The sequence below is a fragment of the Kitasatospora sp. NPDC001261 genome (assembly GCF_042896795.1).
Taxonomy (GTDB): Bacteria; Actinomycetota; Actinomycetes; order Streptomycetales; family Streptomycetaceae; genus Kitasatospora.
In genome coordinates, this window is the sequence record NZ_JBIAXP010000010.1 from 42,053 (window position 1) to 64,204 (window position 22,152).

The 22,152-nt window shown below is 74.2% G+C and carries 16 protein-coding genes; 8 read left to right on the forward strand and 8 right to left on the reverse strand.

Features of this window, described 5'->3' with window-relative positions:
* Positions 1–6 precede the first annotated feature (6 nt).
* Positions 7–1,194 carry a cell wall metabolism sensor histidine kinase WalK gene (locus tag ACFY4B_RS15410; RefSeq protein ID WP_082346227.1) on the reverse strand — a complete coding sequence of 396 codons (1,188 nt, stop codon included), beginning with the start codon at positions 1,192–1,194 and terminating at the stop codon, positions 7–9.
* 93 nt (positions 1,195–1,287) lie between these two features.
* The gene (locus tag ACFY4B_RS15415) at positions 1,288–2,025 is read right to left on the reverse strand and encodes a response regulator transcription factor (RefSeq protein ID WP_181970677.1); all 738 of its coding nucleotides are present in this window, start codon (positions 2,023–2,025) and stop codon (positions 1,288–1,290) included.
* Positions 2,026–2,586: 561 nt separating this feature from the next.
* On the opposite strand from ACFY4B_RS15415, the gene ACFY4B_RS15420 reads away from it, so the two are divergent.
* The 4 genes from ACFY4B_RS15420 (at position 2,587) to ACFY4B_RS15435 (ending at position 7,904) form a co-directional block, all read left to right on the forward strand.
* Positions 2,587–3,354: a rhomboid-like protein gene (locus tag ACFY4B_RS15420; protein ID WP_387968243.1), complete on the forward strand. Its 768-nt coding sequence runs from the start codon at positions 2,587–2,589 to the stop codon at positions 3,352–3,354.
* A 205-nt stretch (positions 3,355–3,559) separates the two neighbouring features.
* Positions 3,560–5,959 carry an endopeptidase La gene (gene lon, locus ACFY4B_RS15425; RefSeq protein WP_387968247.1) on the forward strand — a complete coding sequence of 800 codons (2,400 nt, stop codon included), beginning with the start codon at positions 3,560–3,562 and terminating at the stop codon, positions 5,957–5,959.
* Between the two features lie 133 nt (positions 5,960–6,092).
* Positions 6,093–6,668 carry a GtrA family protein gene (locus ACFY4B_RS15430; RefSeq protein ID WP_387968249.1) on the forward strand — a complete coding sequence of 192 codons (576 nt, stop codon included), beginning with the start codon at positions 6,093–6,095 and terminating at the stop codon, positions 6,666–6,668.
* Positions 6,669–6,743: 75 nt separating this feature from the next.
* Positions 6,744–7,904 (forward strand): ROK family protein, encoded by a 1,161-nt coding sequence (locus tag ACFY4B_RS15435; RefSeq protein ID WP_387968364.1) that lies wholly within the window; start codon positions 6,744–6,746, stop codon positions 7,902–7,904.
* An 82-nt stretch (positions 7,905–7,986) separates the two neighbouring features.
* On the opposite strand, the gene ACFY4B_RS15440 is transcribed toward ACFY4B_RS15435, so the two are convergent.
* Positions 7,987–9,027: a DUF3533 domain-containing protein gene (locus tag ACFY4B_RS15440; RefSeq protein ID WP_375876493.1), complete on the reverse strand. Its 1,041-nt coding sequence runs from the start codon at positions 9,025–9,027 to the stop codon at positions 7,987–7,989.
* 126 nt (positions 9,028–9,153) lie between these two features.
* Here ACFY4B_RS15440 and ACFY4B_RS15445 point away from each other — a divergent pair, with 126 nt between their 5' ends.
* Together ACFY4B_RS15445 and ACFY4B_RS15450 are read left to right on the forward strand one after the other, a co-directional pair.
* Positions 9,154–9,603 (forward strand): MarR family winged helix-turn-helix transcriptional regulator, encoded by a 450-nt coding sequence (locus ACFY4B_RS15445; protein WP_234348623.1) that lies wholly within the window; start codon positions 9,154–9,156, stop codon positions 9,601–9,603.
* Between the two features lie 153 nt (positions 9,604–9,756).
* Complete coding sequence (locus ACFY4B_RS15450; protein WP_049658083.1) at positions 9,757–11,310, forward strand: MDR family MFS transporter; 1,554 nt, start codon at positions 9,757–9,759, stop codon at positions 11,308–11,310.
* A gap of 99 nt (positions 11,311–11,409) precedes the next feature.
* Here ACFY4B_RS15450 and ACFY4B_RS15455 read toward each other — a convergent pair whose 3' ends face one another.
* A complete protein-coding gene (locus tag ACFY4B_RS15455) occupies positions 11,410–11,664 on the reverse strand; it encodes a hypothetical protein (protein WP_049658085.1) in 255 nt (84 codons plus the stop codon).
* Between the two features lie 26 nt (positions 11,665–11,690).
* A complete protein-coding gene (locus ACFY4B_RS15460) occupies positions 11,691–12,869 on the reverse strand; it encodes an anion permease (protein ID WP_380776537.1) in 1,179 nt (392 codons plus the stop codon).
* Between the two features lie 336 nt (positions 12,870–13,205).
* Here ACFY4B_RS15460 and ACFY4B_RS15465 point away from each other — a divergent pair, with 336 nt between their 5' ends.
* The gene (locus ACFY4B_RS15465) at positions 13,206–14,735 is read left to right on the forward strand and encodes an NlpC/P60 family protein (protein ID WP_387968252.1); all 1,530 of its coding nucleotides are present in this window, start codon (positions 13,206–13,208) and stop codon (positions 14,733–14,735) included.
* Positions 14,736–14,808: 73 nt separating this feature from the next.
* Here the strand turns inward: ACFY4B_RS15465 and ACFY4B_RS15470 are convergent, their stop codons facing one another.
* On the reverse strand, positions 14,809–17,088 hold the full coding sequence (locus ACFY4B_RS15470) for an FdhF/YdeP family oxidoreductase (RefSeq protein ID WP_387968254.1): 2,280 nt from the start codon (positions 17,086–17,088) through the stop codon (positions 14,809–14,811).
* A 177-nt stretch (positions 17,089–17,265) separates the two neighbouring features.
* On the opposite strand from ACFY4B_RS15470, the gene ACFY4B_RS15475 reads away from it, so the two are divergent.
* Positions 17,266–19,125: a protein kinase gene (locus ACFY4B_RS15475; RefSeq protein WP_387968256.1), complete on the forward strand. Its 1,860-nt coding sequence runs from the start codon at positions 17,266–17,268 to the stop codon at positions 19,123–19,125.
* 60 nt (positions 19,126–19,185) lie between these two features.
* On the opposite strand, the gene ACFY4B_RS15480 is transcribed toward ACFY4B_RS15475, so the two are convergent.
* Both ACFY4B_RS15480 and ACFY4B_RS15485 read right to left on the reverse strand, forming a co-directional pair.
* On the reverse strand, positions 19,186–21,126 hold the full coding sequence (locus tag ACFY4B_RS15480; RefSeq protein WP_387968258.1) for an FAD/NAD(P)-binding protein: 1,941 nt from the start codon (positions 21,124–21,126) through the stop codon (positions 19,186–19,188).
* Positions 21,123–22,076: an amino acid ABC transporter permease gene (locus tag ACFY4B_RS15485; RefSeq protein WP_387968260.1), complete on the reverse strand. Its 954-nt coding sequence runs from the start codon at positions 22,074–22,076 to the stop codon at positions 21,123–21,125. The genes ACFY4B_RS15480 and ACFY4B_RS15485 overlap by 4 nt, the downstream gene beginning before the upstream one ends.
* Between the last annotated feature and the right edge of the window lie 76 nt (positions 22,077–22,152).

Consider the following 22,152-nt stretch of genomic DNA (forward strand, 5'->3'; position numbering starts at 1 on the left):
AATCCTCTAACGATCTTCGTAGACCGCTGTGTCGGATCTGTGACAAATGTCCCGACCGTCGCTCTGACGCCGTGCGGGCAGCCGGACCTCGATCCGGCAGCCGCGCGGGGACTCGGCCACCGCGATCCGTCCGCCGTGCAGGTCCACCGCCCAGCGGGCGATGGCCAGGCCCAGTCCGGTGCCGCCGTCCGAGCCCGGTCCGGCGGCGGTCGCGGTGCCGCTGCGGCTGAACCGCTCGAAGACCCGGGAGCGGTCGGCCGGCGGGATGCCGGGGCCCTCGTCCTCGACCTCCAGCAGCAGGCCGCCCTCCTCGCCCTCCGGCCTCGCCCGCACCGTCACGGTGCCGCCGGGCGGGGAGTGCTTGCAGGCGTTGTCGACCAGGTTGGCGACCACCTGGTGGAGCCGTTCCGGGTCCGCCACGCCGGTCAGGCCGGTCGGGCTGACCTCCAGGGCCAGCCGGACGTCCCCGCGCCGGGAGAAGGCGCCGCCGGCCGTCGCGCCGTCCACGGTGACCCCGCGCAGCACGCCGTCCAGGAACTCGCGCACCTCGAAGGGGCGGGCGTCCAGGGCGACCACGCCGTCGTCGATCTTGGAGAGGTCGAGCAGGTGGGTGACCAGGCGGCCGAGCCGCTCGGTCTGCTCCAGGGCCGCCCCCAGGGTGGCCGGATTGGGCTGGACGACGCCGTCCACCACGTTCTCCAGGACGGCGCGCAGCGCGGCGATCGGCGTCCGCAGTTCGTGCGAGACGTTGGCGACCAGCTCGCGGCGGTGCCGGTCGGCGGCCTGGAGGTCGGCGGCCATGGCGTTGAAGGCGGCCGCCAGCTCGCCGATCTCGTCGCGCGAGTTCACCTCGACCCGGCGGCTGTAGTCGCCGGAGGCCATCGCGCGGGCGGCGGCCGTCATCTCGCGCAGGGGGGCGGTCAGCCCGTGCGCGAGGAACTGCATGAAGAGCAGTGAGGCGATCATGGAGAAGACCATGATGATCCGGATCTGGGTCTCGGACCGGATCGCCACGACCACCATCCCGGTGGCCAGGCACACGGAGACGATCACGAGCAGGGTGAGCTTGCCCTTGATCGAGCGGACCGGGTCGAGCGGCCGGATGTCGGCCCAGACCCGGCGGGCGGCACGGGCGGCCAGGTTCTGCGGCCGCGTGTCGGCGGATTCCCCGTTGCGTTGCTGTGGAAAGGTCATCGGTTCCTTGTGGTCCCCGCGGTGTCGGCCCGCGTGGTGGCACGGCGTCGTCCGGGCTGCGGGCCCCCCGGTGGCCCGTCGCCCTGGGAGGCCCTAGGAGAGCGGGGCCTCCAGCGCGTATCCGACACCGTGGACGGTGCGGATCCAGCTGGCGCCGATCTTCCGGCGCAGCGCCTTGACGTGGCTGTCCACCGTGCGGGTGCCGGAGGCGTCGGTCCAGTCCCAGACCTCGGCCAGCAGCTGCTCGCGGGTGAGCACGGCGCGCGGCTGGGCGGCCAGGCAGGCGAGCAGGTCGAACTCGGTCGGCGTCAGGTGGACGTCGCCCGAGGCCAGCCGGACCCGGCGCTGCACGTGGTCGATCTCCAGCTCGCCGAACCGCAGGCTGCCCAGCGCGGGCGTGCGGGCGGCCTGCTGGGCGCGCTCGACGCGGCGCAGCAGGACGTTGACGCGGGCGGCCAGTTCGCGCATCGAGAACGGCTTGGTCATGTAGTCGTCCGCGCCGACGCCGAGGCCGACCAGCAGGTCCGTCTCGTCGTCGCGGGCGGTCAGCATCAGCACCGGCACCGGGCGCTGGGCCTGGATCCGGCGGCACACCTCCAGGCCGTCGAAGCCGGGCAGCATGATGTCGAGGACCACCAGGTCCGGCTGCCAGGTGTGGAAGCCGTCGACCGCGCCGGGGCCGTCGTGGGCCACGGCGACCTTGAAGCCCTCGGCGCCCAGCCGGGCGGCGATCGACTCGGCGATCGTGGGCTCGTCCTCCACCACCAGGACTCTGCGCTGGCTGCTCACAGTGCCGCCGGCGTTGTGGTTGTCCTGCTGAATCTCTGTCACGGTCACGCCACCGCCCCCAGGGCTGCGGGCCGGCCACCTGTGGGGATGGCGGGGCTCCGCTCGTAGTCTTGTTCCGTCGTGGACTGTGCCGGGTCCGCCGTCCCGTCGCGCGATCGGGAGCCGAGGACGGATGGTCGGCCGCCCACTTCTCCCGCGCACTTCGCAGCGTACGGACAGCGGATGCTTCCCGGCAGGTGGACCGGACGTTTCCGGCCCGTGGGCCGGCTGTCGGGCCGCCCTCGGACCCACTGCACGAGTGGGCACGGGCCGATACCTTACCCGTCGAATTTTCTCTGCGTAACGGTACGTATGCAGTGCAGTTGACGCCAAGTCGCCGGTCAGAGGCCCTGGTGCCCCGTTTATGGGGAGAAGGTCTGGACCAATGTCGGGAATCCGGCGGTCCGCTACGGCGACGGTCTTCACGGGCTTCTTTCAGGTGCCTCTCAGAACCTCGACGTACCGTGGCCACGTGAGCGCCCGGCCGGGCGGAATCCGCGGCGCGCGCCGGTACGTTGGGCATCCGGCGGGGAGCCGGTGGCTGCGGCGTGGAGCGGAGGCGGCATGGCGGGACTCGGGCGGGGTGCCGACGGGTACGGGAGTGCGGGGGCGCCGTACGGAATGCTCCGCCTCGGGCTGCGCACCGGCGTCCTGGAATGGCTGCTGGAACGGGTGCCGACGCCCCGGAGAACGCCCTTCACGCTCGGGTACCTCGCCGTCGTGGGAGCCACCACGACCTTCGCCCGGCTCGCCGATCCGGAACTCGTCCAGCGTCTGCAGGAGGCCTCCAGTTCGGACGGCCACAACCTGCTCCAGCATCCTTTGCGCGCCCTTGTGCTGAGCGGGTTCTGGGTGGCCGGCGAGGTGTGGATGCCGTACCTGTGGGGATTCGCCCTCACCCTCGCCCCGCTGGAGCGCAGGGTCGGCCCGGCCCGGGCCGCGGCGGTGTTCGCGGCCGGGCATGTCGCGGCGACACTGCTCTCCCAGGGCGTGGTGATCACCGCGGTGGAGACCGGGCGGATGGCGCCCGAGGCGATGGACTACCTGGACATCGGGGTCAGCTACGGCGTGCTCGCCTGCCTGGGCGCGGTGGCCGGGCTGCTCTCCTGGCGCGGGCGGCTGCTCGCGCTGGGCGGCGCCGGGCTGATGATCGCCGAGCAGATCGCCACCGACAAGGACGTGATCACCGGGGTGGGGCACCCGGCCGCGGTGCTGACCGGGGTCGCGCTGTGGCGCTGGCTGCGCCGGGCCGAGCGGCGCCCGCCCCGGCCGCGCCCGGCCGCCGCGGCGGCCGCGGGCGGTGCGCCCGCGCGGGTGCGTGCGGCGCGCTGACGCCGTCGCCCGGTCGGACCTCCCTGGACTCGCGGGGCTCCCCGTCGGGACTTTTCGAGGCGTGTCCGGTGCTCTTTTGACGAAGTCGGGTGCCGCGCTTTCCCCGCCGATTCCTGTTCGCTCACGGCGAACAGGGGGCCGGGAACATCCGGCGCCCGTGAAGCCTTAGTCAGGTCGACTCAAGTTCACTGACTGGGGAGAGATCATGGCATCGACGTCCACACCGCTCACCCTGCCCGTGCTGCCGCTCGACGACGAGGTCGTCCTGCCGGGCATGGTCGTCCCGCTGGACCTGAAGGACACCGAGGTGCGCGCCGCCGTCGAGGCCGCCCGGGCCGCCGCCACCGGCGCCGGCAAGCCGCAGGTCCTGCTGGTCCCGCGGGTGGACGGCTCGTACGCGGCGGCCGGCACGCTGGCCACCGTGGAGCAGGTCGGCCGGCTGGCCGACGGGGAGCCGGCCGCGCTGGTGCGCGCCGTGCGCCGGGTCCGGATCGGGGTCGGCACCACCGGCCCCGGCGCCGCCCTCTGGGTGGAGACCACGCCGTTCACGGAGTCCTCGGTGGGCACCCCGGTGGCCGGCCGGGCCGCCGAGCTGGTCAAGGAGTACAAGGCGCTGTCCACCCAGTGGCTGCGCAGGCGCGGCGCCTGGCAGATCGTCGACCGGGTGGCGCAGATCGAGGGCGTCGGCGAGCTCGCCGACAACATCGGCTACGCGCCCTTCGCCACCGCCGAGCAGAAGCTCAAGGTGCTGCTGGAGGCCGACCAGGTCGCCCGCCTGGAGTACGCGCTCGCCCTGCTGCGCGACCACCTCGCCGAGGAGGAGGTCAACGACACCATCCGCAAGGACGTCGAGGAGGGCGTGGCCAAGCAGCAGAAGGAGTTCCTGCTCCGCCGCCAGCTGGAGGCCGTCCGCAAGGAGCTGGCCGAGCTGAACGGCGACCCGGCCGACGAGGAGGGCGACTACCGCGCCCGGGTCGAGGCCGCCGACCTGCCGGAGAAGGTCCGCGAGGCCGCGCTCAAGGAGGTCGACAAGCTGGAGCGCTCCTCCGACCAGTCGCCCGAGGGCTCCTGGATCCGCAGCTGGCTGGACACCGTCCTGGAGCTGCCCTGGAACGAGCGCACCGAGGACGCGTACGACATCGCCGGCGCCCGCGCGGTGCTGGACGCCGACCACGCCGGCCTGGCCGACGTGAAGGAGCGGATCGTCGAGTACCTGGCCGTCCGCAAGCGCCGGGCCGACCAGGGCCTCGGGCTGATCGGCGGCCGCCGCGGGGGAGCGGTGCTGGCCCTGGTCGGGCCGCCCGGAACGGGAAAGACCTCGCTCGGAGAATCGGTGGCCCGCGCCATGGGCCGGAAGTTCGTCCGGGTCGCGCTCGGCGGCGTCCGGGACGAGGCGGAGATCCGCGGCCACCGGCGCACCTACGTCGGCGCGCTGCCCGGCCGGCTGGTGCGGGCGATCAAGGAGGCCGGCTCGATGAACCCGGTCGTCCTGCTCGACGAGATCGACAAGGTCGGCTCCGACTACCGGGGCGACCCGGCCGCCGCCCTGCTGGAGGTGCTGGACCCGGCGCAGAACCACACCTTCCGGGACCACTACCTGGAGGTCGAGCTCGACCTCTCCGACGTCGTCTTCCTCGCCACCGCCAACGTGCTGGAGTCCATCCCCGGGCCGCTGCTCGACCGGATGGAGCTGGTCCGGCTGGACGGCTACACCGAGGACGAGAAGGTCGTCATCGCCCGCGACCACCTGCTCCCGCGCCAGCTGGAGAAGGCCGGTCTGGGCGGCGGGCAGGTCACCGTGGACGAGCCGGCGCTGCGCAGGCTCGCCGGGGAGTACACCCGGGAGGCGGGCGTCCGCACCCTGGAGCGCTCGATCGCCCGGGTGCTGCGCAAGATCGCCGCACAGGCCGAGCTGGGCGAGCGCGAGCTGCCCGCCGCGGTCGGCGCCGAGGACCTGCGGGCCCTGATCGGCCGGCCGCACCACGTGCCGGAGTCCGCCCAGGAGCCGGCCGAGCGCCGTACCGCCGTCCCCGGCGTGGCCACCGGCCTCGCGGTGACCGGCGCCGGCGGCGACGTCCTCTACATCGAGGCCTCGCTGGCCGACGCCGAGACCGGCGGCACCGGGCTGACCCTCACCGGGCAGCTGGGCGACGTCATGAAGGAGTCCGCGCACATCGCGCTCTCCTACCTGCGCTCGCGCGGCGCCGAGCTGGAGCTGCCGGTCACCTCGCTGCGCGACCGCGGCGTGCACCTGCACATCCCGGCCGGGGCCATCCCCAAGGACGGGCCGAGCGCCGGCATCACCATGACCACGGCGCTGGCCTCGCTGCTCTCCGGGCGCAAGGTGCGCACCGACGTGGCGATGACCGGCGAGGTGTCGCTGACCGGGCGGGTGCTGCCGATCGGCGGGGTGAAGCAGAAGCTGCTCGCCGCCGACCGGGCCGGGGTCACCACGGTGATCATCCCCAGGCGCAACGAGGCCGACCTGGACGACGTCCCGGCCGAGGTGCTGGAGCGGCTCACCGTCCACCCGGTGGCGGACGTCCGGGAGGTGCTGGAGCTGGCGCTGGAGCCGGCCGGGGCCGCGGTGCTGGTCGCCGCCTGACCGGCTCGCCCCGGGCCGCCGCTCCGGCCGCCGCCCGGGCCGCCCCAGCGGCGGTCCGGGCGGCCCGTCGGCGCTCCGCGGGGCCGCGGCGGTCTGCGGGGCCGACGGCACCTCCGCGTGCGAGACTGCGGAGATGCCGTCCCCCACGCAGCGGGCCCTGGCCCGGGTGCCCGAGCGGCTGCGCCCGTTCCTGGTGCGGCACCGCCGGCTGGTGAAGTTCCTGCTGGTCGGGAGCGGCTGCTTCGCGCTCACCACGGTGATCGACTTCGAGCTCAAGTTCACCGTGCTGGAGCACAAGCCGGTGGTCGCGCTGACCGTCGCGACGGTGATCGGCACCGTCGTCTCGTACGTGCTGAACCGCCGCTGGGCCTTCCGGGCCCTGCGGGCCGACGGCCGGCGGCGCGAGGTGCTGGTGTTCGTCCTGGTCAGCGCGGTGGCGATCGCCGTCAACGACGTCCCGCTGGCGGTCTCCCGGTACCTCCTGGACCTGCGCGAGCCGTACGTCGACCCGCTCCGGCAGGAGGTCGCGGACTACCTCAGCGGGATGGTCGTCGGCACCTTCGTGGCGATGCTGTTCCGCTACTGGGCGATCCGGCGGTGGGTCTTCCCGCCCGCCGGGACGGCCCCGGCCGAGCCCGTCCCGGTGCCGACGACGGTGCCCCCGGAACCCGGCTACGCTGCACCCGAGATGCCACGGGATGTGCCGTAAGGACGCAAAAGGGGCGAGGTGAGCCTTGTGCACGAGTCCGACCCCGCCCGGACCGGGCCCGCCAGCCAGCAGGGGATGCGCCGGGCCAACCTGGCCCTGGTGCTCGGGACGATCGCGAGCGGGCCGCGCTCGCGCGCCGAGGTGGCCGCCGGGACGGGGCTGACCAGGGCCGCCGTCTCCTCGCTGGCCGAACAGCTGATCGCCGCCGGCCTGGTGGTCGAGGAGGGCCCCGCCGCGCCCAGCGGCAAGGTCGGCCGCCCCGGCACCGCCCTCGGCCTCAACCCGGCCGGGCCCGGCGGCCTCGGCGCCGAGATCGGCGTGCGGCACCTGGGCGCCTGCGTGGTCGACCTGCGCGGGGAGGTCCGCGCCTGGCGGCGCCGGGAGGTCTCCAACCACGGCCGCGAGCCCGCCGCCGTGATGGCCGACCTCGCCCACCTGCTGGACGAGGCCGTCGCCGAGTCGGGGCTGCGCCCGGCCGCCCTCACCCTGGCCGTGCCCGGGCTGGTCGGCGGCTCCGGCGGGATGCTCCAGCGGGCCGCCAACCTGGGCTGGCAGGACGTCCCGCTGGCCGCCGCCCTGCGCCCCGCGCTGCGGGCGGCCGGGGGCGGACTGGCCGACCTGCCGATCGAGGCGGACAACGAGGCCAACCTCGGCGGACTGGCCGAGCGCTGGCTGGGCGAGGGCCCGGAGGACTTCCTGTACGTCTCCGCCGAGGCCGGGGTCGGCGCGGCGATCGTGGTCGGCGGCCGGCTGCTGCGCGGGGCGGGCGGCTTCGCCGGGGAGTTCGGCCACGTGCCGGTCCACCCCGGCGGGCCCCGCTGTGCCTGCGGGGCGCACGGCTGCCTGGAGCAGTACGCGGGCGAGGCGGCGGTGCTGCGGGCGGCCGGCCTGACCGGGGCCCGCGGCGACTGGGTGGCCCTGCTCGCCGACCGCGCCGGGGCCGGGGACCCGGCCGCCCTCGCGGCGCTGGCCGGGGCCGGTACCGCGCTCGGCACCGCGGCCGCCGGCGCGGTCAACCTGCTGGACCCGGCCGAGGTGGTGCTGGGCGGCGGCTACGCCCGGCTGGCGCCCTGGCTGCTGCCCGCGATGCGGGCCGAGCTGGCCGCCCGGGTGACGGTGCGGCCCTGGTCGGAGGAGCGGCTGACGGTCTCCCGGCTGGGCCGCCGGGGCCCGCTGCTGGGCGCGGCGGTGCGGGTCGTCCGGGCCGTCGTGGCCGACCCGGGCCCGGTCGGGTAGCGGCGGGCCCCGGCGGCGAACGCGCCCGAGCCCCCGGCCGTGGCGGCCGGGGGCTCGGTGACGATCGGGAGGAGTGCGGGGCTCAGCTCTCGGTGGCGGCCAGTTCGCGGCCGCCGGAGCGCGGGCCGCGCAGCACGGCCAGCAGGGCGACGCCGATGCCGATCAGCGCCCAGACCACCATGACCAGGATCGGCAGCCCCAGGTTGGTGGAGCCGAAGTAGGCGACCGACTTGGTGGCGGTGGTACCGGCGCCGTTCGGGATCCAGGAGCCGATCGCCCGCCAGAACGGCGGCGTCATCGGCGCCGGGTAGACCCCGCCCGCGCTCGGGTTGCCGAGCACCACGAAGATCAGCACCGCGACGCCGATCCCGAGGATGTCGAACAGGCACTGCAGCGCCATGGTGAACGCGCCGACCGTGAACACCACCAGGGCGCCGATGGCGCTCAGCCCGAGGACCGAGCCCGGCAGGGCGTCCAGCACCGGCCCGGCGATCACCGTGCCGAGGACGCCGGCGCCGACCGAGTACACCGCGAGGACGCCGAGGCGGATCAGCAGGCGGTGGGTGTTGGCCGGCTTGGAGCCCGCGCTGATGCCCAGGATCGAGGCGACCAGGTAGCCGCCGACGCACCAGCCGATCACCAGGTAGAAGGCGGAGAGGCCGTTGGTGTCGCCCTTGGCGAGCGGCACCACGTCGTGGACCTTGACCGTACGGCCCTGGGTCTGGTCGATCGCGGTGGTGATGGACTCGGCGGCCTTGGCGGCGGAGGTGCCGCGGGCGCTGCCGACCAGCAGGGTGTCCTGGGTGGAGGTCGGGTCCACGACCAGCGCGGCGTAGAGCTTCTGGTCCTTGATCAGCTGGGTCGCCGTCTCGGCGTCCGGCGCGGTGCTGGCGCGGACGGCGTCGTTCGGCACCGACTCCAGCGCGCCGACCAGCTTGGGGGCGACCTGCGGCGGGGCGACCACCGCGATGGAGAGGTTCTGCGGGGCGGGCTTGTGCAGTGCCCCGATGTAGGAGGTGATGAAGCCGAGCTGGAGCAGCAGCACGCCGATCACGAGCAGTGCCGCGCGCGGGGTGACCGCGCTCTTCAGTTCGGCGATGAAACCCTGCCCCGGGGCTGCCATCCACATCTCCTCGTGTAATGGGGAAAAACGGTACTTCCAGAACCGATACTTCATACCATGAAGTAGTTGGCTTGTCGCACCGGCCGCGCCGGGCCGCCGCCGGCGTCGCTGCGCGATACTGGCGCGGTGAGTGACGAGGAATCCCTGGTGGCGGTGGAGCGCGAGGTCGCGCTGATGTTCCGACGGGGCCGGGCCAGAGTGGCGGAACTCTCACGGCGGGTGCACCCCGGGCTGGAGGGGATGGCGTACAGCCTGCTCGGCTACATCGAGCAGGCCGGGCCGGTGCGGGTGACCGACGTCGGCGCGCACTTCTCGGTCGGCAAGGCGACGGTGAGCCGGCAGGTCCGGACGCTGGAGGAGCTGGGCCTGGTGGCCCGGGAGACGGACCCGCTGGACCGCCGGGCCGCGCTGGTCTCGCTCACCGAGGACGGGCGGCGGCGCTACCTGGCCGCGCAGGGCGTCCGGATGCGGCGGGTGCGCGAGGTGATGGGCGGCTGGTCGCCGGAGGACGTGACCCGTTTCGCGGAGCTGCTGCACCGCTTCAACGACGTGCTGGGGGAGTCGGCGGCCGACTGACCGGGCGGTCCCCGACGGTGCGACAGGGCCCGTAGCTGCGGGTTTTACTTGCCCTTGAAGAAAGTTGCCTTATTCAACCATCTCGTTTTATGGTTGCTTACGGCAACGAAATTTCATGATCCGCGCATCCCGCCCGCCCGCCGAAGGACCCAGATGACCGTGACCACCGAGGCCGCGAGCGGAACCGCCGCCGCGGCCGACAGTCCCCAGATGACGCACCGGCAGGTGATGGAGGCGCTCTCCGGCCTGCTGCTCGGCCTGTTCGTGGCCGTGCTCTCCTCGACCGTCGTCTCCAACGCCCTGCCGCACATCCTGGCCGACCTGCACGGCGGCCAGTCCGCGTACACCTGGGTGATCACCGCGGCCCTGCTCACCCTCACCGCCTCCACCCCGATCTGGGGCAAGCTCTCCGACCTCGTCAGCAAGAAGCTGCTGCTCCAGATCGCCCTGCTGATCTACATCGGCACCTCGGCGCTGGCCGGCCTCTCGCAGAACACCGGCGAGCTGATCGCCTGCCGCGCGCTCCAGGGCGTCGGCGCCGGCGGTGTCGTGGCGCTCGGCCAGATCTGCCTGGCCGCGATGGTCCCGCCGCGCGAGCGCGGCCGGTACAGCGGCTACTTCGGCGCGGTCTTCGCGCTCGCCACCATCGGCGGGCCGCTGATCGGCGGCGTCATCGTGGACACCTCCTGGCTGGGCTGGCGCTGGTGCTTCTACGTCGGCATCCCGTTCGCGCTGGTCGCGATCCTGGTGGTGCAGCGCACCCTCAAGCTGCCGCTGGTCAAGCGCAAGGCGAAGATCGACTACCTGGGCGCGCTGGTCATCACCGCCTCGGTCAGCCTGCTGATGATCTGGATCACCCTGGCCGGCAAGAACTACGCCTGGCTGTCCTGGCAGACCGCGGCCATGGTCGGCGGCGGCCTGGTGCTGGGCGTCCTGGCCGTCGTGATCGAGCGCCGCGCCGCCGAGCCGATCATCCCGCCGAGCCTCTTCAAGTACCGCACCGTCACCCTGGCCGCCATCGCCAGCGTGCTGGTCGGCGTCGGGATGTACGGCGCGACCACCTTCCTCAGCCAGTACTTCCAGCTGGCCCGCGCCAAGTCCCCGACCATGGCCGGCCTGATGACCCTGCCGATGATCCTCGGCCTGGCGGTCTCCTCCGCGGTGGCCGGCCGGCTGATCACCAAGTACGGCAAGTGGAAGGCCTACCTGGTCTCCGGCACCGCGCTGCTCGCCATCGGCTTCGGCCTGCTGGGCACCGCCCGGGCCGACACGAACTACGCGCTGCTCTCCCTCTACATGGCGATCACCGGCGTCGGCCTCGGCCTGACCAGCCAGAACCTGGTGCTCGCGGTGCAGAACACGGTGCCCCGGCACGAGCTCGGCGCGGCCAGCTCGGTGGTCACCTTCTTCCGCACCATGGGCGGCGCGATGGGCGTCTCCGCGCTCGGCGCGCTGATGACCAACAAGGTCGGCCACTACCTGGCCGAGAACCTGGCCGCGGCGCACGTCCCGGCCTCGCCCGCGGCGACCGGCGGCGGCATCCCGGACCTGGCCAAGCTGCCGGCCCCGATCGTGCCGCTGGTGACGGACGCCTTCGGCCACGGCGTCGGCACCGTCTTCCTGTGGGCCGCCCCGTTCGCGGCGCTGGCCTTCGTCACCGTCCTCTTCATCCGGGAGACCGTGCTGAGGACCACCCAGGAGGGCTGACCGGCCGGCGGGACCGACCGCGGGCAGGGATGCGCGAACGGGCCGGGGAGTGTGGAGACACTCCCCGGCCCGTTCCGTCGTGCGCGGCGCGTGCGGTGGCTAGTGGCCGGCGATCAGGGACAGCCCGTAGAGGACGACCCCGCCGCACAGGGCGAAGCAGACGTACGCGCCGGCCAGGGCCAGCCGGCCGCCGCCCGCGGCCCCGGCGGTGCCCTCGCCCGTACCGGCGGCGCTCACCGCGGCCTCGCGGCGGGACAGCGCCAGGATGCCGAGCGCGAAGACGGCGACCACGGCGACGGTGATGCCGAAGCTGAGACCGGCGGTCTGGGCCAGGGCGTTCCACTTGATGTGCATGGTGAGTGCTCCTCAGCCGGTGGCGCTCAGGCCGCGACGGTGGTCGAGGCGGGGGTGGGGGCGTTCGCGGTACCGGCCGGTGCGACCTCGACCGGGGTGACGTCGACGTCGTTGACGTTGTCCGCGCCGACCGGCTGGCGGCGGGAGATCACCCACATCGCGGCCGCGCCGGCCACCAGCACGGCACCGACCAGGGCGACGCCCCAGCTGCCCTGCTCGGCCAGCAGGGCGGCGCCGCCGGAGACCACCGCGGCGGCCGGCAGGGTCAGGCCCCAGGTGTAGACCATGCGGCGGACCAGGCTCCAGCGCAGCTCGCCCTTCGGGCCGCCGAGGCCGGCGCCCATGATGCCGCCGGAGCAGACCTGGGTGGTGGAGAGGCCGAAGCCCATGTGCGAGGAGGTCAGGATGACGGTCGCGGCGGCCGACTCGGAGGCGAAGCCCTGCGGCGGGCGGATGTCCGCCAGGCCCTTGCCCATCGAGCGGATGATCCGCCAGCCGCCCATGTAGGTGCCGAGCGCGATCGCCGCGCCGGCGGAGACGATCACCCAGGTGGGGGGCAGCGCGCCGTGCGGTAGGGCGCCGACCGAGACCAGGGTCAGGGTGATGATGCCCATCGTCTTCTGGGCGTCGTTGGTGCCGTGCGCGAGCGAGATCAGCGAGGAGGAGAAGACCTGGCCGGTCTTGAAGCCCTTCTCGGTGGTCGCGGTGTTGCCCTTGCGGGTGATCGCGTAGGCCAGCTTGGTGGCGCCCCAGGAGGCCAGTCCGGCGACGAAGGGGGACGCGACGGCCGGGATGAGGATCTTGGTGACCACGGTGTCGAAGTTGACGCCGCTCGTGCCGACGCCGACGATCGTGGCGCCGATCAGGCCGCCGTACAGGGCGTGCGAGGAGCTGGACGGCAGGCCGCGCAGCCAGGTCAGCAGGTTCCAGAGGATCGCGCCGGCCAGTGCGGCGAAGATGATCTCGGGATGGACGCCGGCCTTCTCGTTGACGATGCCGCCGGAGATGGTGGTGGCGACCTTCACGGACAGGAACGCGCCCGCGAAGTTGAGCAGGGCCGCGATGGTGACCGCGACCTTCGGACGAAGGGCCCCGGTCGCGATCGCGGTGGCGGCCGCGTTGGCGGTGTCGTGGAACCCGTTGGTGAAGTCGAAGGCGAGCGCCGTGATGATCACAACGGCTACCAGGAACGAGATGTGTTCCATACCCAAACAATCGTCGTAGTTGTCGCACGGACGTTGGTGACGTCGCGACCGTAGGTCTGCTTGGTAAACGGAAGGTGAACTGGGCCGGGAATCGTGGTTCCAATGGTTGACTCGCAGTGACCACTGGGTTTCGTCGGGGTGACATACGGCGCGCTGAACTGGACATTAGCGAAGAACGCGCCGGTTCGACCCGGTTTGCTGAGAGCTGTCTCACAGGTCAATCGAGAATTAACCTCCCAGTCCGCATGCGCCCTGTTTCCGGTGAGTAACCCGTGGGAGGATCTGCGGGATCCGGGAAGCCGGGACAGGGGCAGTGCGCGGCGGGGAGGACCAGCCATGGGCGGGGCGGGACAGAGAGCGGAGACGGCACACGTACGGCCCTGGGTACGGGCGGCACTGCGCTGCGGAGCCGTCCTCGCGGCCGCGGCGCTCGCGCTGCCGGTCGGCGCGGCGGCCGCCTGGGCCGCACCCGACCCGGGAGCCGGGCAGGTCGTCGCCGGCGCGGACCCGCTCGCCGACGCCAAGGCCACCCTCGGCCCGCTGCTCGACCGGCTGCACGCGCTGTACCAGAGCGCCGAGGCCGCCACCGAGCAGTACAACGGCGCCGTCGCCAAGGCGGCGGAGCAGCAGACCTCGCTCACCGACCTCCAGGGCCGGCAGGACCGCCAGCAGAAGCAGGTCGACGCCGGAACCGACATCGCCTCCCAGCTCGCCGCCGCGCAGTACCGCAACGGGTCCGCCTCGGCCTACGCCGAGCTGCTGCTCTCCAAGGACCCGTACGAGGCGGTCGTCATCGCCGAGCTGCTCGCCTCGGCCAGCCGCTCGCAGTCGGAGTTCCTGGACAAGCTGAAGAGCGACCGGGACGCGCTGGACGGGCTGAAGAAGCAGACCGAGGAGGCGCTGAAGACCTCCCAGGCGCTGGTCGCCCAGCAGGACGCGGCCAAGGCCAAGGCCGCCTCCGACCTGGCCGCCGTCGAGCAGACGGTCGCCACCCTGACCGGCGCCCAGCGGGCCGAGCTGGAGCAGCTGGAGAAGGCCAAGGCGGACGAGGCGCAGCTCGCGTTCCTCGCCTCCGGGGCGCTCGGCAAGGGCGAGCGCACGCCCTCCCAGCAGGGGCGCGGGGCGATCGCCTTCGCGCTGGCGCAGGTGGGCAAGCCGTACCTGTGGGGCGGCACCGGCCCGGACGCCTACGACTGCTCGGGCCTCACCTCGCAGGCCTGGCTGCACGCCGGCCGGCCGATCCCGCGCACCAGCCAGGAGCAGTGGGCGCAGCTGCCGCACGTGGCGCTCAACCAGCTGCGGCCCGGCGACCTGGTGGTGTACTTCCAGGACGCCTCGCACATCGGGATGTACATCGGTGGCGGGCTGATCGTGCAGGCGCCGCGGCCCGGGGCGTTCATCAAGATCTCGCCGATCGGCTCGATGCCGATCCTCGGCGCCGTCCGGCCGGACCCGACCGGTGCGGCGGACGAGGCCGGCGGCGCCTGGAAGGTGCCCGACCTCCCGGCGAACTGGGACTCCGTGACGCCGATCGCGCCGAGCCCGGCCAACCAGGTGCCGGCCCCGCCGGCCACGGGCGGCACGGTGACGCCGCCGGCCGTGCCGGGCACGCCGACCGACCCGGGCACGCCGAGCACGCCGGGCGGGACCGGTACGCCGACCGACCCGGGGACGCCGACCGGCGGCACGCCGACCACGACCCCGACGGGGACGCCGACCGGGCCGGGCACCCCGAGCGGGACCGGCACGCCCACCCCGACCGGGACGGGCACCCCGACGGGGAGCCCGAGCGGCACCGGTTCGGCGACCGCCACGGCCGCGGGCAGTGCGACGGCGACGCTGCCGCTGGGCACCCCGACGCACTGACGCGCCGGACAGGCAACGAGGAGGCCGCCCCACGTCACCGGACGCGGGGCGGCCTCCGTGCTGTCCGGGACGGCTACGCGCCGCTGTCGGGGGCGAAGCGGATCACGACCGCCTTGGAGGTCGGGGTGTTGCTGATGTCGGCGGTGGAGTCCAGCGGTACCAGCACGTTGGTCTCGGGGTAGTAGGCCGCCGCGCCGCCGCGGGCGACGGGGTAGTGGACGACCCGGAAGTGCGGGGCGCGGCGCTCCACGCCGTCGCTCCACTCGCCGACCAGGTCGACGTACCCGCCGTCGGTCAGCCCCAGCTCCTCGGCGTCCGCGGGGTTGACCAGGACCACCCGGCGGCCGCCCTTGATGCCGCGGTAGCGGTCGTCGAGGCCGTAGATCGTGGTGTTGTACTGGTCGTGCGAGCGCAGGGTCTGGAGCAGCAGCCGGCCCGGCGGGACCTCGGGGGCGGTCAGCGGGTTGACGGAGAAGTTGGCCTTCCCGGTCGCGGTCGGGAAGGTGCGGGTGTCCCGGGGGCCGTGCGGCAGGGTGAAGCCGCCGGGGCGGCGGACCTTCTCGTTGAAGTCCTCGAAGCCCGGGACGACGCGGGCGATCCGGTCCCGCAGGGTGTCGTAGTCGGTGGCGAAGTCCTCCCACGGCACGGTGTCCCGCGGCCCGAGCACGGTGCGGGCCAGCCGGCAGACGATCGCGGTCTCGGAGAGCAGGCCGGGGGCCGGCGGGCGCAGGCCGCCGCGCGAGGCGTGCACCTGGCCCATCGAGTCCTCGACGCTGACGAACTGGGCGCCGCGTGCGCTGACGTCCCGGTCGGTGCGGCCGAGGGTGGGCAGGATCAGGGCGCGGGCGCCGGTGACCACGTGCGAGCGGTTGAGCTTGGTGGAGACGTGGACGGTCAGCCGGCAGTTGCGCATCGCGGCCTCGGTGACCTCGGTGTCCGGGGTGGCCGCGACGAAGTTGCCGCCCATCGCGAAGAAGACCCCGATCCGGCCGTCGCGCATGGCGCGGATGGTGTCCACCGAGTCGAGGCCGTGCTCGCGCGGCGGCTCGAAGCCGAACTCCCGGCCCAGGGCGTCCAGGAAGGCGTCGCCGGGGCGCTCGAAGATGCCCATCGTCCGGTCGCCCTGGACGTTGCTGTGCCCGCGCACCGGGCAGACCCCGGCGCCGGGGCGGCCGACGTTGCCGCGCAGCAGCAGGAAGTTGACCACCTCGCGGATGGTCGGCACGGCGTGCTTGTGCTGGGTGAGGCCCATCGCCCAGCAGACGATGATCTTCTCGGACTTCAGCACCAGCCGGCCGAGCTCCTCGATCTGCTCCCAGGGCAGGCCGGTCGCGGCGAGCACCTCGGCGCGGTCGGTCCGCCGCGCCTGGGCCTCGAACTCCTCGAAGCCGTAGCAGTGTTCGGCGACGAAGTCGCGGTCGACGCCGTCCTGCTCCAGGACGATCCGGTTCAGCGCGCGGAACAGCGCGAGGTCCCCGCCGAGGCGGATCTGCAGGAAGAGGTCGGTCAGCTTGGTGCCGTGGCCGACCAGGCCGCGCGCGTGCTGCGGGTTCTTGAACCGCTCCAGGCCGGCCTCCGGCAGCGGGTTGACGCTGACGATCGTGGCGCCCGCCCGCTTGGCGCGCTCCAGCGCGGAGAGCATCCGGGGGTGGTTGGTGCCCGGGTTCTGGCCGGCCACGATGATCAGGTCGGCCTGGTAGAGGTCCTTCAGGCTGACGCTTCCCTTGCCGACGCCGAGCGTCTCGGTGAGCGCCGAGCCGGAGGACTCGTGGCACATGTTGGAGCAGTCCGGCAGGTTGTTGGTGCCGAGCCGGCGGGCGAACAGCTGGTACGCGAAGGCGGCCTCGTTGCTGGTCCGGCCGGAGGTGTAGAAGGCGGCGCCGTCCGGGGTGTCCAGGGCCTTCAGCTCCTCGGCGACGAGCGCGAAGGCGTCGTCCCAGGAGACCGGCGTGTAGTGGGTGGCGCCCTCGTCCAGCAGCATCGGCTGGGTGAGCCGGCCCTGCTGGCCCAGCCAGTAGCCGGAGCGCTCGGCCAGGTCGGCGACCGGGTGGGCGGCGAAGAACTCGGCGCGGACGCGGCGCTCGGTGGCCTCCTCGGCGACGGCCTTGGCGCCGTTCTCGCAGAACTCGGCGGTGTGCGGCTTGTCCGGCTCCGGCCAGGCGCAGCCGGGGCAGTCGAAGCCGTTCTGCTGGTTGACCTTGAGCAGGGTGGCCAGGGTGCGGCGGGCGCCCATCTGCTCGGCGGCCATCCGCAGGCTGTGGCCGACGGCGGGCAGCCCGGCGGCGGCGTGCTGGGGCGCGGACACCTCGGGGGCGTCCTGCGCCGGGTCGCTCTGCGGGGCCTGCTTGGCCATGGCCGCTCTCCTCGGGCTCTGCTGGTGCGTACCGCCGCCTTCGTGCGGGGGTTCGATTCCATCCTTCCACCTGGCCGGGGGCCGGGGGAGGGGGCGGGCGGGGAGGGGCGACGGCGGGGCGAAGGGCGGCGGCCGGCGTCGGTAGAGTCTGGGCGTCATGGCGGGAGGGGAGCGCGCGTGCGAGTCGGGGACGTCCTGGACGGCCGGTACGAGCTGGTGGAGAAGCTCGGGCAGGGCGGGTTCGGGGTGGTGTGGCGGGCCGAGGACACCCGGATGGGGCGGCCGGTGGCGGTCAAGGTCATCGGGCACCACGGCGGCGACCGGGCGAAGGCCGCGCTGCGGTTCGTCCGGGAGGCCGGCGCGGCCGGCAACCTCTCGCACCCGCACATCGTCACGGTGCACGACCTCGGGCAGTGCGAGCTCGGCGGCGAGGAGGTCACCTACCTGGTGATGGAGCTGCTCACCGGCCGCACCCTCACCGAGGTGCTGGAGGCGGGGGTGCCCGAGCCCGGGCTCAGCCTGCGCTGGGGGCGGCAGATCAGCGGCGCGCTGGCGGCCGCGCACGACGCGGGCATGGTGCACCGGGACATCAAGCCGGACAACGTGATGATCACCGACGCCGGGCACCTGAAGGTGCTGGACTTCGGCATCGCCCAGTTGGACACCGGCGCGGGCGGGCTGACCACCACCGGGACGATCGTCGGCAGCCCGGCGTACATGGCGCCCGAGCGGTGGACCGGCGGCCGGGTGGACGGGCGGGCCGACCTGTACGCGCTGGGCTGCGTCCTGGTCGAACTCTTCACCGGGGCACGGCCGTTCGGCGGGGACTCGACGCCGGTGCTGATGTATCAGCACCTGAACGAGGTGCCCGCGCCGCTGGACCCGGCGCAGTTCGGGCTGCCGCCGCAGGTGGCCGGGCTGGTCGCGGAGCTGCTGGCGAAGGACCCGGCGGACCGGCCGGCCGACGCCCGTACGGTCGAGCGGCGGCTCGCCGAGCTGGCCGGTTGGGCGGGCGGCCGGGCGGGTGCGCCGGCGCCGGTGCCGACGGTGGTGGAGCGGCCGGCGCCGGTGGTGCCGCCTCCGCCGAGCGCCCCGCCGGTCGTCCCCGCGCCCGCCGTTCCCCCGCCCACCGTGCCGCCCGCCGTTCCCGCGCCCGCTGTTCCCGCTCCCGCCGCGCCGCCCGCCGTCCCGTCGGTGCTGCCGCCGCTGACCACGCCGCCGGTGACGGCCGCGCCGCCCTCCGAGGCCGTACGGGCCGGGCTGCGCGAGCGCCGGTCGGCCGCCTACCGGGCGGCGACGGCCGGCGAGTCGGCGATGCTCCTGCAGACCGTCGCCCAGGAGTGCGTGACCGTGCTCGGCGCGAGCGACCGGGACACCCTGTGCACCTGGCGGGACTTCGCCTGGTACCTCAGCCGGACCGGGGACCTGAACGGCGCGATCCGGCTGCTGACCGCCCTGGTGGGCGACATGCGCTCGGCGCTCGGCCCGCTCGACCCGGACACCCTCGGCGCCCGCTACCACCTGGTCTGGTGCGTCGGCGAGAGCGGTGCGCCGATCACCACGATCCGGCTGATGCACGAGCTGCTGCCCGACCTGCACGCCGCCTGGGGCCCGTACGACCCCCGGGTCCTGAAGGCCCGGCACGACCTCGCGCTGCACCAGGCCAACCGGGGCGACCCGCAGGGCGCGGTGATCCAGCTGCACGGGCTGCTGCCGGACCTCGTCCGGGTGCTGGGCGAGCAGCACCCGAGCACCGTGCAGGCCTGGCAGGACCTGGCCGGCTACCAGCGGCAGCTGGCCGAGGCCGGCCGCAAGGGGCCGGGGCCGCGCCGCCGGACGCCGCGGATGAGCCCGATGGAGGCGCTGGTGCTGGTGCGGCGGCTGCGGGTGTGGGACTTCGCCACCGACGAGCAGGCCCGGGCCTGCATGGACGCGCTGGACCGGGGGATCGGCCTGAAGGGCGTCGCGGACGTGGTGTTCGACGCGCCGGACCACGTCTCGGACGAGGACCTGGTGGAGGAGATCTTCGGGGCCTGAGCGCCGCCGCCACGGCGCTCAGGCCACGCCGGTGCCGCGGTGCTCAGGCCGATACCGCCGTCACCGTGCGCACGCCGCCAGCGCCGGGGCGGCCGCCGGGAGCGCGGCCAGGGCCCGGAGCAGGGCGCGGGCGGCGGCGTCGTTCTGCCGGAAGCCGGGGGCGTCGGTGCGGGGGCGGGCGAAGGCGGCGGCCGCGCGCAGGCTGGTGTGCGGGCCGAGGGCGGTGCGGCGCGGGTGCGGGGCGCCGCCGAGGGCCGGGTCCAGCAGCCGGCTGTCGGCGGCGGCGATGGTGACCAGGCCGGAGCGGTGGGTGTAGTCCGGGTCGGTGACCACCTCCTCGACGATCCGTCCGGTGCGGTGCAGTTCGCCGAGCACCGGGTCCAGGGTGCGGGCCAGCGCGTGCTTGGGCAGGTACGCCTCGACCAGGGCCGTCGCGGTGACGTGGTGGCCGGGCACGGTGGCGCCGGAGGCCCGCCAGGTGCCGCTCGCCTCGTCCCGTTCGATCCGTACGTCCGCGCCGAGGAAGCGCACCACCCCGGCCTCGGAGAGGGCGAGCAGCTGGCGCAGCCGGAACCCGGGCGGGCCGGAGGCGAGGAAGCTGAAGTAGCCGAAGAACCACTCGTCCACCTCCTCGGCGAGGGAGCGGGCGGTGAGCCGGCCGCTGGCGACGACCCGGGGGAGCCGGCCGAACAGCGAGAGCAGGGCGAGGAAGGCGCCGAGGTCGGCGCTGTGCGCGGGGTCGGCGCGGCGGTCGGCGTCGGCGGTGACGTACCCGCGCAGGTGCGCCTGGAGCTCCTCGTCGGTGCCGAGTTCGAGCCCGGCCAGCGGGTGGTCGAGCCGTTCGAAGTCGATCCGGTCGGCCGGGTCGGGGACGGCCTCGGCGACCAGGGCGGCGAGTTCGGGGGAGTACCAGGCGTGCCGGTCGTAGCGGGCGAGGAACTCCGGCCAGGGCAGGGCGGTGCGCCCGGGGTGGGCGTGGAACAGCTCGTGGTAGTGCCCGAAGGCGATCTCCTTGGCCATCAACGGCCAGAAGTCGCGCCGCAGTTCGAGCTGTCCGCCGGTGGCGAGCACGGCGTCCACGGCGGCCTCGTCGAAGTACCGGGGGAGCGGGGCGGGCGGCCCCTGGAGCCGGTAGCCGGTCTTGGAGTGGTACGGGACGCCGCGCCGGGAGCCGAGGTGGAGCACCGGCTCGCGGCCGGAGGGGTGGTAGCGCAGCGCGGGCCCGTCCCCGGTGGGCTCGAAGCGGCCGCCGCGGCCCTCGGTGAGCAGGGCGACCAGGTCCACCGAGGCGAGGCCGAGGCCGCGCAGCACCACGTGTTCGCCGGGGGCGAGGGCGGCCAGGTCGTCGGCCGCGTCGGCGGAGTAGGCGGGCGGGAGGTGGAAGCGGCCGTGCCGGGCGGCGAACCGGGCGTCGGCGGCGTAGCGCGGGTGCGGGACGGAGTCGAGGTGGCCGAGGGTGAGCACGACGTGGTCGGCGGCGAGGGTCCGGTCGCCGAGGCGGACGGTCTGCGGGCCGTCGGCCGGGCCCTCGATCCGGTGGACGGTGTCGCGGTGGACGGTGACCGTGACGTGCGCCGGCAGCTCGGCGACGGCGCGGCGGAACACCCAGTCCAGGTAGGCGCTCTGGGCCCGGCGGGTGGGGAAGTCGGTGGGGGCGAGGGTGCGCAGCTCGGCCCGGACGGCCGGGTCGGCGACCTCCCGGTAGGGCGCGAACTCCTCCTGCCGGGGCGCCCATTCGGCGAGCGAGGGGCCGGGGCGGACCGGTCCTTCGAGGGTGGAGCGCTCGTCGGTGAACATGGTGACGTCCTCGGCCATCGAGTTCATCCGCAGCAGCGGGGACTGGTCGTGGCGCCAGATCCGGCCCGCGCCCGGCGGGTACGGGTCGACCAGGTGGATCGCCAACGGCCGCTCGGCGGGCAGGAGTTCGGCGGCGTTGGCGGCGATCCGCTCCAGCAGCCCGGTGCCGCGCGGGCCGGCGCCGACGATGACGAGCTCCGTCATGCCCGCACCACCTTGACGAGGGCCGCGCGGGCCCGCTGCAGCGGCGTGGGCGGCAGGCCGTCGCGGGTGGCGCCCCGGGCGAAGCGGCGCTCCACGTAGTACTGGCCGATGGACAGCAGGGTGGTGACCACCAGGTACCAGATGGTGGCGACCATCAGCATCGGGATGACCTGGTACGACTGGAGGTAGACCAGCTGCACCGAGTAGAGCAGGTCGGAGACGGCCAGCACGCTGACGATGCTGGTGCCCTTGAGCGCGCCGATCAGCATGTTCCCGGCGGTCGGCACGATCGCCCGCATCGCCTGCGGCACCACGATCCGGCGCAGCACCCGCCACCGGCCGAGCCCGAGCGCGGCCGCCGCCTCCAGCTGGCCGCGGTCGACGGAGAGGATGCCGCCGCGGATCACCTCGGCGGCGTACGCGGTCTCCAGCAGGGTGAGGCCGATGACGGCGGTGAGGGTGGGGCCCATCAGGTTGACGGTCTTGACCGTGACGAACTCGGGGCCGAACGGGATGCCCAGGCCGAGGGTCGGGTAGAGCGCGCCGATGTTGAAGAAGAACAGCAGCTGCACCAGTGGCGGGGTGGAGCGGAACACCCAGATGTAGCCCCAACTGAGCGTGCGCAGAACGGGGTTGTCGGACAGCCGCATGGTGGCGAGGAGGGTGCCGAGCACGAAGCCGAGGGCGAGGGTGGCGGCGGTCAGCCAGAGGGTCAGGGCGAGGCCGTCGAGCACGGAGCGGGCGGTGAACCAGTCGGCGACCACGCTCCACTGGAAGGCCTTGTTGCGGACCACCGAGTTGACCGCCATCGCGGCCAGCAGCAGGGCGACGGCGGCCGCGGCCCACTGGCCGGGCTTGCGGCGGGCGACGATCCGGGCCTCGGGGGCGGGCGGCGCGTCGGGGCGGTCGAGGAGGGCGGGGGCGGGCAGGACGTCCTGCGGGGTGGCCATGGCGGCGGCTCCTGGGCGGAGTGCGGGCGGGGAGAGGTACGGCGGTGGTCACGTACGGGGGCGGCGGCCCGTGTCC